Here is a 12,671-nt window from a genome sequence, read left to right on the forward strand (position 1 = left end):
AGGGCACCGGGAGGTGAACGACGTTTGCCAAAGGGTAATGCACGCGCGCAAACCGCTCCAATCACGAAACCATAAAGTGTCGTGAAGTCGGCAACCGGGATCATTGCTTTGGGCCGGCAATTCCGTGCGCTGAGCGGCACATCGGCATCGGAACCCGGTGCCAAACAGCATCTGCCGGTACAATTTTCCCAGTTTACCGTCTCAGGTCATTGATTTCTGTCTCAAATGAGACATATATGCCTCATGCCCACGATCCGCCCCGATACCCGCGATGCCATTATTGAAGCCGCCTTCAGCGTTTACGCACAAAACCAGGCAGCGACGCTTGGTGATGTTGCCGCACGCGCGGGCGTGGGGCGGGCCACTCTGCACCGTCATTTTTCCGGACGCCCGGACCTTATGCGGGCCCTCGCCCAAATTGCGCTGAGCGAGCTGGAAGAGGCCGTAGAGGAAGCGGTCAAAGGCGCTGAGACCTATGCGGAAGGGTTTCGGCTGTCGCTCTATGCAATCGTCCCGCTCGCCAACCGTCAGTGGTTCCTTGCCAATGAAGGGCTGGAGGCTGACCCGGAAGTTGCTGCAGCTTATGAAGCCGGACGGGACGAGCTGCGGCAGGATGTGGAAGCCGCAAAGAAGGAAGGTGCGTTCGATGCCGCAGTCCCCACTGAATGGATCGTCGAAGCCTATGAAAACCTGATCTACGCCGCCTGGTCCGTAGTCCGGTCCGGCGATGCCACCCCGAAACAGGCAGCCGAACTTGCCTGGCGTACATTCACAAACGGAATAAAGGGAAGCGCGACATGAGCATTGAAGTGCTGACAACTCAGATCGACGAGATCTTCTTTCTGATCGGCGCGGCCATCCTGCTCATTGAGATCGCCGAGATGCTGTTCAAGGGCACGATGAAAACCAGAACGCTTGGCGAAATGCTCGTCAGCGCCTCGACCCAGATCCCTTATCTGGTGATCGAAACCTTCATCCTGACGGGCGCTTACAGTATTTTCTGGATTATCGCACAGCTCCTGCCGTGGTCCATTCCGACCACCTGGTGGAGCATGGTTCTGATCGTTATCCTCGCGGATATTACCTATTACTGGGAGCACCGTATCGCTCACGAGGTGCGCATCCTGTGGACCCAGCACGCGGTGCATCATTCATCCCGCGACATGAATATCATCACCGGCATCCGCTTCGGGCCTCTTGAAGGCGTCTGGTCGCTGGTCGCGCATCTGCCGCTGGCCCTGATGGGCTTCACGCCTGAACTGATAATCTTCGGGGTCATCAGTGTGCTGGCCTATCAGACCTGGCTGCATACGGAACTGATCGGCAAACTTGGTCCGCTCGAAAAGGTGCTGAACACCCCGTCACACCACAGGGTCCATCATGGCAGCGATGACAAGTATCTGGACAAAAACTACGGCGGCATACTGATTGTCTGGGACCGGCTGTGGGGAACCTTTCAGGTCGAAGAGGAAACCCCGCGCTATGGGCTCAAACGCGACTTTGACACGCGCAACCCGTTGAAAGTCTGGTTCTCTGAATGGCCTGCACTGATCCGCGATCTGCGCACTGCCGGTTCTCTGGAAAACGCGCTGCGGGTGCTGTTCCGGTCACCGGGCTGGGTGCCCAAAGACTGACGAAACAATTGCCATGGTCCGCTCCGTCGCGCGGGAGGCTGCTAAAGCGCGGACCCGGTGCGACCGCTGTCCTCCTGCTCTTCTGGCGTGGGCGTATGACTGAACCGGAACGCTGTAAGGCAGGCTTCTTCACCGCCCAGGGCCTCAATGCGACGGCGCTGATCTTCAAAACACTGCGCATTTACCACCTCCGGATCGCAGAGATTGCGAAGCCGCCGTTCTCCTTCGGCAAGGGCCGCCAATACGTCCGGCCCCCGGCGTGCAAAGGCTGCAAGATCAGTCAGTTCATCCGGGTCATCCTGCAGATTAAAGAGCTGCGGCTCATGCCCGACATAGTGTACATACTTCCAGCGTTGCCAGCGCACCATGAAAGTGCCCGTGGTTGATCCGCCGTCGTGATATTCGCTCAGAATTGTACGGTCTGCATCGTCGGGATCCGACGCAAGCTGCAGAAGCGACACACCGGGAAGGTCCGCAGATTGCACGTCGTGCGGCACACCGGTTGCATCCAACGCGGTCGCTGCCAGATCCAGAAGCGACGCGCCGGTGGTTACCCGGCGCCCCGCTGAGACGCCCGGGCCTGCAATGATCATCGGCACACCGGCAGACTGCTCGTACATCACCTGCTTGGTCCAGAAACCCTGATCCCCCAGCATGTCCCCATGGTCGGAAACATAGACCACCACTGTGTTCTCCTGTTGCCCACTCCCGGACAGCGCTGACAGAATACGGCCAACACAGTTATCCATGAAGCTCGTCAGGCCGTAGTAGGCAGCTCTGGCTTCACGCATTCGCTGCTCGTCAAAATAGCGGTCATAGTCAAAGAATGCCGCAATGTTCTTCAGTTCGCTGTGGTCTGGCCGGGACCGGGCGCCATATCCGACAGGCAGGTCGATCTTCGCCGGGTCGTACAGGTCCAGGTATTCTCCGGGGCAGACCAGCGGGTAATGTGGGCTGACCAGTGAAACAAAGGCGGCCCAGGGGTCCTGAGCACCCGCCCTGCTGTGCAGCCAGGATTCTGCCGCCCCGGTGATTTCCCGGTCATATTCGGTATATGAACTGCGGCCCGCACCAACATCTGCTGCCAGCTCAGATGCCGCGTCATAGGCAGGCGGCGCGTCCCGCAGAAGACCGACGGGCCATCCCACACCACCGACAACATGCATCGGCAGAATTTCCTGTGAAAACCCATTGTCATCATCCGCCGAGCGGAAATGCAGCTTGCCAATGGAAACAGTCTCCACCCCACTGTCCCGCAGGTGGTGCATCCAGCTGCGCCTTTGACCGCCATAGGGAGACGCGCTGTCCCAATGACGGATCCTGTGGACATAGTCGCCGGTGGCGATGGCAGCGCGTGCAGGCACACACATTGGCGACGGGGTGTAAGCGTTTGAAAAACGCGCGCCACGGGCAGCCAATGCATCAAGATGTGGGGTCCGGATGATCGGGTGACCGGCGCATCCCATCGCGTCTTTGCGGTGCTCGTCGGATATGATGATCAGTATGTTCGATGCGTCGCGGCTCATCCTGTCCTCCCGTGGTCACGCCCCCGTCCCCCTCGGAAAGGTTAAGCTCATTTCCGCACGGCCCCCAGTGAAATCTGTCGGGCGTTCCTGGACGAATGGCCCTATACCACGGTCAAGTTTCGCGAACGCATTGCTGCCATCGGGCGGCATAGGCCCTGTGCTTTTCGGTTCCGCGGACCGGCGGTGGCAGCGCGCCCTGATGCCGCTGCCCCGGTGCGGCAAGGAGGGCAGCACCCTGGCTGGTTCCGGTAGCTCCCGTCATCGGAAACACCCCGCTTCCGGAAGCTGTTGCGAGCATTTCAAGATAGCAATGGTTTCGTGCAAACGGTCCCTCGACAAGGACCGGGCCGCGGTGGCCGACAAGACCCAGGCAATGCGCGGTGACGAGTGCCAGATAGAAGCCTGTGGCTGCACTTCTCCGGCCGGAGCCCTGCTCCGGTTCTGCCCCCGACCAGCCGGATCTGCCTCCCTGGAAGGGTCCCGTATCCGCGACAAGCGGCGGCAGAAACATAATGCCTGCATCCAGCACCGCAGCAGTATCAGCCGCATCTGCCTCAACTGCCGCGCCGTTCATAAGCAGATCATGTTCCCGCCCCCCCATGAAACGCGCAGATGGCACAGGGTCGCCAAAGGCGTTCACGTTGATCAGCGTATCACATGCCGGGTCCGGCGTGACCGGCAGGCCGCCAATGGCCATCGCAATCACCCAGGTGCCGGAGGAGACCACACTGAACGGCGCCTCACGGTACATGAGATGTGGCAACAGCGATGCATTGGAGTCGTGAATACCGCAGTAAACAGGCGTATCAGCCGCGAGACCGGTGCGCTTCGCCACATCCGACAGGACCGGACCCAGAACATCACCAGGGCGGCGTACCGGTGCCAGTTTTTCGGCGATCCCCAGCGTCGCGTTCAGTGCCGAGGGCTGCCCGGCATGCGGGTTCCACAGATCCGTATGGCAGCCCAGGGATGTCACGTCGGTGGCCGCAACACCTGTCAGGCGATACCCCCAGTATTGCGGATAGGTCACAACATGGCGCACCTCGCGCAGCAGGCCCGGATTGTTATGAAACTGCCAGAAAAGCTGCGCACCGAGGTTCAGCCCCATCGACAGGCGGGGCGATCCGGTTTCCGAAAAAGGCGGCCGCACTGCATCGTATTCGGTGGCAAGGCTGTCAGACCCGTTATGTTCATAATCAAGAACCGGCGCCGCAAGCCGGCCATCGTGTCCGATCAAAGCAGCACATGCGCCATGCGTCGTCACGGAAATGGCGCTGATGCCGAAATCCCGGTGAAAATCCGAGAGCGCATCCAGCAGAAACGCCCAGTGTCCGTCCACATCAAAATGAGGCCACGGAGGACCCTGCAGCACAGTGTTGGGCCGCGTGACCACCGCCAGTTCGGTCAGTGTGTCAGGATCAACGACTGCGAGCTTTGCATTCGTTTTGCCAATATCAATGACCGCGATGCAGGATCCGGTCATGGCATATGAAAAACCGGTGTGAGCGGAACAGCCACCGGTTCATTGTCAGCCTGCGTCTCCATAATATCTGCCATGTGAGCCCACCAGCGCTGCATGATGTCCTGCTGAGGCAGGGCATCCATCCGGTGATTATCCGTGCGCCAGAGTACGCCGAACAGGATGTTTGTTTCCTCATCCAGATGGATGGAATAGTCCGAAATCCCGGCATCCTTCAGCAGCCGGATCAGCTCTGGCCAGATTTCATCATGACGTTTCCTGTATTCGTCGAGGCACCCGGGATTGAGGCGCATTCTGAACGCGTATTTCTGCATATCACCCTCTCAGCCTGTCCCAGAGCCGCGGCAGTGCGATGACCGAAATCAGCAGCGCACCGATCACAATGGACATGACAATGCCCGGCACGTTGAGCAGACCAAGACCGAACGTCACCATGCCCATAACAAAGGCCGCGATCACAACACCGGGGATGGACCCTGCCCCGCCCAGAATGCTGACGCCACCGAGGACAACCATGGTGACGATCTCCAGCTCCCAGCCGAATGCAATGGATGGCCGCGTTGAGCCCAGCCTCGAGGTCAGACAGACCGCCGCAATACCGGACATCAGACCCGTGAGCAAAAACAGGATGAACTTCACGCGGGCAACTCGGATGCCGGAAAACAGGGCGCCGGTTGCGTTATTGCCCACCGCATAAACTGCCCGCCCGAAATTGGTTTTATGCAGCAGCACTGCATAGATCGCAGCGAGAACGGCAAAGAGCACGAATTCGAAAGATATCACCCAGAAGACGTAGCCCTGACCAAAGAATGCAAAGTCCGGCGGGTATCCACGATAGGCCTGATCACCCAGCACAATATAGCTGATCCCGCGAAAGAAGCTCATCGTGCCGATGGTGACCACGATGGAAGGCAGTCCCATCACCGTGACCAGAAAGCCGTTAAACGCACCACACAGGATACCAACAGCGAGCCCGATCAAAACCAGACCCGGCGTGTCCACACCGAACTGAACGGCGGCCCCTATGGCGGTGGACGCAAGTGCGATAATGGATGCGACAGACAGGTCAATCTCGCCCGCGATGATCAGCAGCGCCATCGCAAAAGCGATCATCGCTTTTTCAGTGAAATTGAAGGTTGCGTCAGACAGGTTCCACGCGTTCAGGAAATAGGGAGATGCGAAGCTGTTGGCGACAAAGATTGCAACAGCAACGCAGATCAGCAGGCTCTCCCAGCTTTTGAGATGCCGCTCAAAGGGAGAGCGGAGCCGGTCGGGGATCTGCCTCGGAGTGGTTGTCATGCTGATGGCTCCGTGGGTTTCAGAATGATCCGGCCCTTTTCGCGGCTGGCCTGTGCGTTCAGCGCCACGGCGATGATGATTGCCCCACCCGAAATTGCGAGTTGCCAGAACGGCGAGATATCCACCACCGGCAGCGCATTCTTGATGACGCCAAGAAAAAGCGCACCCAGCATTGCACCGGCGACCGTACCGACACCGCCCATTATCGCGACACCGCCGATCACACAGGCGGCAACCACATCAAGCTCAAAACCACCGGCAAGATCGACATAGGCAACCGCGTAGCGAGAGACCCAGAGGTACCCCGTCAGGCCAGCAAGCGCGCCGGAAATCGTGAAAGCCCAGAACTGGCTTTGGCCCACATTTATTCCGGCATAGGTGGCCGCGTGCGGATTGCCGCCGGCAGCATAAAACGCACGACCGAGTGTTGTGCGGCTCATGACGACCGAAAAAAGGCCGACGGCAGCAAGGGCGATCCAGCTCATGGTGGGCAGGCCGAGAAATTCTGCCCGTGTGAACGCCTTGAAGGGATCGCTGATCTCGTGGCTGTTGACCCATTTGCCGTCCGAAATCACAAAAATGATCCCACGGAAAATAGTCATGGTGCCCAGCGTCACCACGATGGGCGGAATGGCGAGTTTCCATACCAGAAGACCATTGATCATGCCCAGAAAGGTTCCAAGCCCGATGGCAACAGCAATAATGACCGGTACCGGCAGGCCTGGTGCCGCCACATTGATCATGGCAACGACCATGCCGGTCAGTGCGAGATTGGCAGCGACACTGAGGTCGATGCATTTGGTCAGGATCACAATCATCTGCCCGATCGCCAGAAGGATCAGGGGAGACGTATCGTTGAAAACACGGGCCAGATTGGATGGAGCCGCAAATGCGGGAAACCGTGTGGAGATCAACACGAGCAGCAGGATGATCGCAGCGCACAGTAGGCTTTCGCGGGATGTCATCAGGCGTTTGAGCATCACACCTGCTTTCGGATACCGGCTGCATGCCGGACAAGAGTTTCCGGTGTCAGCTCTTCACCCGCAAGTTCCGCCGCGATGCGCCCCTCGCGCATCACAATAACGCGGTCGGACATGCCGAGAATTTCGGGGATTTCCGAGCTGACCATGATCACGGCAAGCCCCTGTGACGCCAGTTCCGCCATAAATTCGTGCACGGCAGCCTTTGAGCCGATATCGATACCTTTGGTTGGCTCATCGAGAATGATGACTTTGGGCTGCGTCGCCAGCCATTTGGCAATGACCACCTTCTGCTGGTTGCCCCCGGACAGATTACCCACGCTGGTGTCCAGAGATGCCGCGCGCAGATCGAGACGACTGATGTACTCCCGCGCAAGCCTGAACTCTTGCGCCAGGCGCAGAAAACCGTTGCGCGATGTCCTGCTCAGAGACGGCAATGTGACATTCTGAAAAATCGGGAGCGCCGTGATCGCTCCCTGCCGGCCACGATCCTCCGGCACATAAACGATACCGTTATTCACCGCATCAGCTGGCGATCTGACAGAAACAGGCGCGCCGTCAATCATTACATGTCCGCTTGAAGGGCGCGTAATTCCAAAGAGCGACTGCATGAATTCCGACCGGCCCGCACCGACCAGACCGTAGAACCCCAGGATCTCGCCCCGCCGCAGTGAAAAACCGATGTCTGCGAACTCTGTCGGGTGCTTGTAGCCGTCCACCCGCAGGACTTCTGCACCGATGTTGTGTTCCCGTTCCGGGAAAATCTGACTTACGTCCCGGCCGACCATCATGCGGACGAGGTCGGCCTCAGACACATCGCCGATGTCGCCGTCGCCCACGAGTTCACCATCGCGGAAGACGGTGTACTGATCCGCAATGCGGAAAATCTCATCAAACTTATGGCTGATAAACAGGATTGCTTTGCCCTGGGTTCTGAGGGTTTCGATGAGCTCGTAGAGCTCTTCGATTTCTTTCTGGCTCAGCGCGGCGGTCGGCTCATCCATAATGACAACACGCGCATCAATCGACAGCGCCCGCGCGATGGCCACAAGATGTTTGCTTGCGATCCCCAGATCTTTCAGGCGCGCAGCGGGATCAATATCAGCGCCTATGTCTGAGAGAATGCGCACGGCTTCTGCTGACATACGGGCCGTGTCAATCAAACCGAACCGTCCGCGTGGGGCATGGCCCAGGAAAATATTCTCGGCCACAGACAATTCATCAAAAAGCACTGTTTCCTGATGGATGGCCGTGACGCCCGCCGCCCCGGCCGAATGCGCCGATGGAAAAGCTGTCGGGGCTCCATCCACCAGAATCTCACCGCCATCCGGTTGATAGATGCCGGTCAGGATTTTCACGACTGTCGATTTTCCGGCACCGTTTTCGCCAACAAGCGCGGTAACTTTTCCCGCAGAGAGGTTGAGCGACACGTCTGACAGAGCACGGACACCAGGGAATGTCTTGGTAATGCCTTTCAGCGCCAGAACCGGCGCGGCACTGTGAGCAACGGGATCAGCCTGTTTCTGGTGTACCTGCATCAACATCGCCGTCCTGTAGCCTGCGAAGCGGGGGCCGGCACACTGTGCTGCTGTGCGCCGGGCCCGTCGGTCCGATCAGAAGATCGATTTGAACTGGTCGATGTTCGATGCGTCATAAACGAACGGATCAGCCATCGCGGCAGAGTTGGTATCGTCCAGTGTCACCGCACCCATGCGCCCCATGGGTATTTCCGCTCCGGGTTCCGCCGTGGCAGCACCTGTAGCCAGCGCATGGGCGATCATTGCTGCCGAATAACCCAGATCAATCGGGTTCCAGATGGCGAAAGACTGCGACGCGCCGCTTTCGATTGCGCCTGCCATTTCTGAGGGCAGACCAAGACCGGTGACATTGACCTCACCGATCTTGCCAGCGTCGGCAACCGCCTGCGCTGCCGCAACGATACCCACGGACGTCGGGGCGATGATGGCATCAAGATCCGGATATGACTGCATCAGGCCCTGCGCCTCGCGGTAGGATTTATCCGCGAGGTCATCACCATAAACAGTCGCAACAACGTCAATTCCGGAGTAATCGCCCATGACCTTGTTCATTTCATCAATCCAGATGTTCTGGTTTGTCGCTGTGGCCGATGCGGACAGCACGGCCACTTCACCGCCCTCTGGCAGGTGATCGGCGGCCAACTTGATGATCATATTGCCGATCAGCGCATTGGACGAAGGATTGAGATGCATCATCCGACCCTCTTCGGATACGCCAGAATCCCAGCTGATCACCGTGATGCCGCGCTGCATTGCGCGCTTGAGCGCCGGTGCAACCGCATCCGGGTCATTCGCGGAAATCGCAATGGCATCAACGCCCTGCGCAATCAGGGAATTGATCACCTCGATCTGCCCCTCGGCGGTCGTGTCTGTAGGACCGGTGTAAATGATCTCTACTCCGCCAAGCTCTTTGGCAGCTTCTTCAGCGCCTTCTGCAGCAGCTTCAAAAAAGCCGATGCCAAGCGCCTTTACCACAAGGGCAATGCGCATATCGTCCTGCGCCATCGCACTTGTCCCCATCAGGCCAGCAGCGAGGCTCACCCCCGCGACCAGCGCTCCGAAATTCCGACGTTTCATTTGTTTCCTCCTCTTATTCAGTTGTTGTTCCGGGCCGCTTACGACGCCGCCTCTTCCTGTCCGGCGCCGGACTGCGCCACGATCAGATTCACATCTGCCGCGTCCAGCATGGCGGCGGCTTTGTCCGAGATACCCTCGTCGGTGATCACCGTTGTGATCCGGTCCAGCGCGCAGAGAACAAGACTTGAGCGCTGCTCAAACTTGGTGCTGTCCACCAGCACAACGAGTTCATCAGCCTGGCCTATGAGTTTCTGTTCGGCCTGGATAAGCAGGGGATCCGCTTCCATAAGACCCAGCGGGCCGAGGCCCTGCGCGCCCATGAACATACGGCGCGCATAAAAGTTACGCGTAACGTCATTGTCGAAAGGCGACAGGATGATGTTCTGCTCCCGGTAGATCGCCCCGCCGGACAGCATGATCGTATTCTTGGAATGCTTCAGCAGATGCTCGGCGATCGGAAAGCTGTTGGTAAAAATCTGACACCGGCGCGACGCCAGCGGATGCACCATCTGGAAGGTAGTTGTCCCTCCGTTGATGATAATCGGGTCCCCGTCCGCGCACAACTCCACAGCCGCGCGCGCAATCGCCTGCTTTTCGGCAATACGCATGGTTTCGTTGACGGCAAAGGTACGCCCGGCGAGCCCCACGAACTGCGGCGGCGTGATGGCCTCAGCCCCACCCCGCACCCGGCGGAGCTGCTTGTTCATATGCAGCGTCGCGATGTCCCGGCGGATCGTTGCCTCAGAAACGCCCGTCAGATTGCACAGGTCAACGACCGTAACCACAGGCCTGTCCTCAACAGCTGACAGAATAATCCGATGACGTTCCTTTTCGTGCATATGCACCTCCCCTGATGCCTGAGCCTGCTCAGATTCGCGCAACCTGTCAATCAAAAATGATCATTTACAATCATTCTGCATCGCAGCATGACGTTTTATGATTGAAATTGATTGACATTCACCTGTGCGCCAATCAGGCTTGAAGCCATACGCAATCACGATGAAAACCGCTGGGCGGGGAGACACAGATGCTGAAAACCTTGGAAAAACAGCTTCTTGAAAATCGCTGGGATGAAGAAACCGCATCAGGAATGAGCGAGTCAGACCTGCTTTTGTACCGCTCCAACATTCTGGGCGCAGACAAAAGGGTGACAAACTACGGCGGCGGAAACACCTCAGCCAAAGTGCTCGAAACGGACCCGCTGACCGGCGAAGACACCGAAGTGCTCTGGGTCAAAGGGTCCGGCGGGGACATCGGCTCCATGAAACGCGATGGCTTTGCAACGCTCTACATGGATAAGCTGCACGCGCTCAAAAACCTGTATCGTGGCGTGGAATTTGAGGATGAAATGGTGGGCTACCTGCCCCACTGCACTTTTCGTCTCAATCCGCGCGCTGCCTCGATTGACACACCGTTGCATGCATATGTGCCGCGCCGGCATGTCGATCATGTGCATGCGGATGCAATTATTGCTATTGCGGCTTCCGCCAGTTCCAAAGCGCTGACACAGAAGATTTTTGGCAGCCGGATCGGCTGGCTTCCCTGGAAACGGCCTGGGTATGAGCTGGGCCTGTGGCTTGAAGAATTCTGCCGCAACAACCCCGAAGCGGACGGTGTCATCCTGGAAAGCCACGGGCTTTTCACATGGAGCGACACCGCCAAAGACTGTTACGACACCACGATTGAAGTGATCAACATTGCAACAGCCTGGCTGGCAGAACAGGCAGGTGACAAACCAGCATTCGGGGGTCAGCGTCACGAAAGCCTTCCCGCTGCAGAACGGCGCGCCGTTGCCGCACGTCTGATGCCTGCCATCCGCGGGTTCGTGAGTGGCAACCAGCATATGACCGGCCATTTCAACGACAGCGACCCTGTGCTCGAGTTCGTGAACTCAGAACAGCTTGAGCCGCTCGCGGCCCTCGGCACATCCTGTCCGGACCATTTCCTGCGCACCAAGATCCGCCCGCTGGTCATTGGCTTTGACCCTGCTGAGGGCGACACCGGCGCCGTCGTGGACGGCCTCGCTGATCAGGTCGCAGCCTATCGGGACGACTATGCAGCCTATTATGAACGCTGCAGACGGGAAAACAGCCCGGCGATGCGTGATCCCAATGCGGTTGTGTACCTTATCCCAGGCGTTGGAATGATCACCTTTGCAAAGGACAAAGCGACAGCGCGGATTTCCGGCGAGTTCTATGTGAACGCGATCAATGTGATGCGCGGCGCAACAGCTGTCAGCGAATACTGCGGATTGCCGGAACAGGAAGCCTTTGACATTGAATACTGGCTCCTTGAGGAAGCCAAGTTGCAGCGTATGCCGAAACCCAAATCGCTGGCCGGGCGCGTTGCACTGGTCACCGGCGGTGCAGGTGGCATCGGATCGGCGACAGCCCGCAGATACCTTGAGGAAGGCGCCTGCGTTATGCTCGCGGACATCAATGCAGACGCGCTGAACGCTGCACGTGACAGCCTGGCCCAGGCCTTTGGCCCTGATGTTGTACGTTCCGTGGAAATGAACGTTACCGATGAGCACGCGGTCATCGCGGCGATGGCAGAGACAGCCGTTGAATTCGGCGGCCTCGATATCCTTGTGTCAAACGCAGGCATTGCGACTTCGGCACCGGTTGAGGAGACCACGCTCGAACTCTGGAACCGGAATATGGACATCCTGAATACAGGTTATTTCCTGGTCAGCCGGGAAGCATTCCGCATGATGCGCGCGCAGGACATCGGCGGCTCTGTTGTCTTTGTGGCGTCCAAAAATGGCCTCGCGGCCTCACCGAATGCTTCCGCCTACTGCACCGCCAAGGCAGCCGAGATACATCTGGCGCGATGCCTGGCACTGGAGGGAGCAGAGGCCGGTATTCGTGTGAATGTGGTGAACCCTGACGCGGTCCTGCGCGGTTCGCGCATCTGGGAAGGCGAATGGCTTGAACAGCGGGCTGACACCTATGGCACAGACAAAGAGGGGCTGGAGGAGATGTACAGGCAACGGTCAATGCTCAAACGCTCTGTTTTCCCTGAAGACATCGCCGAAGCCTGTTATTTCTTTGCGGCCGATACATCTGCCAAGTCCACAGGCAACATTATCAATGTCGATTCCGGCAATGTTCAGGCCTTCACACGCTGAGCCGGTA

11 protein-coding genes are annotated in these 12,671 nt (G+C 58.3%); 3 read left to right on the forward strand and 8 right to left on the reverse strand.

Annotation, left to right across the window (positions count from 1 at the left end; genetic code table 11):
* Positions 1-243: 243 nt before the first annotated feature.
* Both ACZ1HA_RS12865 and ACZ1HA_RS12870 read left to right on the forward strand, forming a co-directional pair.
* On the forward strand, positions 244-801 hold the full coding sequence (locus ACZ1HA_RS12865) for a TetR/AcrR family transcriptional regulator (protein ID WP_472714160.1): 558 nt from the start codon (positions 244-246) through the stop codon (positions 799-801).
* The gene (locus ACZ1HA_RS12870; RefSeq protein WP_472714161.1) at positions 798-1,634 is read left to right on the forward strand and encodes a sterol desaturase family protein; all 837 of its coding nucleotides are present in this window, start codon (positions 798-800) and stop codon (positions 1,632-1,634) included. Before ACZ1HA_RS12865 ends, ACZ1HA_RS12870 begins: the two co-directional genes overlap by 4 nt.
* A gap of 41 nt (positions 1,635-1,675) precedes the next feature.
* Here ACZ1HA_RS12870 and ACZ1HA_RS12875 read toward each other — a convergent pair whose 3' ends face one another.
* The 8 genes from ACZ1HA_RS12875 to ACZ1HA_RS12910 form a co-directional block, all read right to left on the reverse strand.
* Positions 1,676-3,160 (reverse strand): sulfatase-like hydrolase/transferase, encoded by a 1,485-nt coding sequence (locus ACZ1HA_RS12875; protein WP_472714162.1) that lies wholly within the window; start codon positions 3,158-3,160, stop codon positions 1,676-1,678.
* Positions 3,161-3,272: 112 nt separating this feature from the next.
* A complete protein-coding gene (locus tag ACZ1HA_RS12880; protein WP_472714163.1) occupies positions 3,273-4,643 on the reverse strand; it encodes an FGGY-family carbohydrate kinase in 1,371 nt (456 codons plus the stop codon).
* The gene (gene rhaM, locus ACZ1HA_RS12885) at positions 4,640-4,954 is read right to left on the reverse strand and encodes an L-rhamnose mutarotase (RefSeq protein WP_472714164.1); all 315 of its coding nucleotides are present in this window, start codon (positions 4,952-4,954) and stop codon (positions 4,640-4,642) included. Before rhaM ends, ACZ1HA_RS12880 begins: the two co-directional genes overlap by 4 nt.
* Before the next feature lies 1 nt (position 4,955).
* Complete coding sequence (locus ACZ1HA_RS12890) at positions 4,956-5,939, reverse strand: ABC transporter permease (RefSeq protein ID WP_472714165.1); 984 nt, start codon at positions 5,937-5,939, stop codon at positions 4,956-4,958.
* Positions 5,936-6,919, reverse strand: a complete 984-nt coding sequence (locus ACZ1HA_RS12895) for an ABC transporter permease (RefSeq protein ID WP_472714166.1) — start codon at positions 6,917-6,919, stop codon at positions 5,936-5,938. The genes ACZ1HA_RS12890 and ACZ1HA_RS12895 overlap by 4 nt, the downstream gene beginning before the upstream one ends.
* Entirely contained in the window at positions 6,919-8,457 is a 1,539-nt protein-coding gene (locus ACZ1HA_RS12900; RefSeq protein ID WP_472714167.1) for a sugar ABC transporter ATP-binding protein, read from the reverse strand. The genes ACZ1HA_RS12895 and ACZ1HA_RS12900 overlap by 1 nt, the downstream gene beginning before the upstream one ends.
* A 75-nt stretch (positions 8,458-8,532) precedes the next feature.
* Positions 8,533-9,534 (reverse strand): rhamnose ABC transporter substrate-binding protein, encoded by a 1,002-nt coding sequence (gene rhaS, locus ACZ1HA_RS12905; RefSeq protein ID WP_472714168.1) that lies wholly within the window; start codon positions 9,532-9,534, stop codon positions 8,533-8,535.
* A gap of 38 nt (positions 9,535-9,572) precedes the next feature.
* Entirely contained in the window at positions 9,573-10,373 is an 801-nt protein-coding gene (locus ACZ1HA_RS12910; protein WP_375230161.1) for a DeoR/GlpR family DNA-binding transcription regulator, read from the reverse strand.
* Positions 10,374-10,561: 188 nt separating this feature from the next.
* Here ACZ1HA_RS12910 and ACZ1HA_RS12915 point away from each other — a divergent pair, with 188 nt between their 5' ends.
* Positions 10,562-12,664, forward strand: coding sequence for a bifunctional rhamnulose-1-phosphate aldolase/short-chain dehydrogenase (locus ACZ1HA_RS12915; protein WP_375230160.1), 2,103 nt, complete (start codon positions 10,562-10,564; stop codon positions 12,662-12,664).
* Positions 12,665-12,671: the final 7 nt, after the last annotated feature.

It is taken from the genome of Roseobacter sp. S87, from assembly GCF_055693285.1.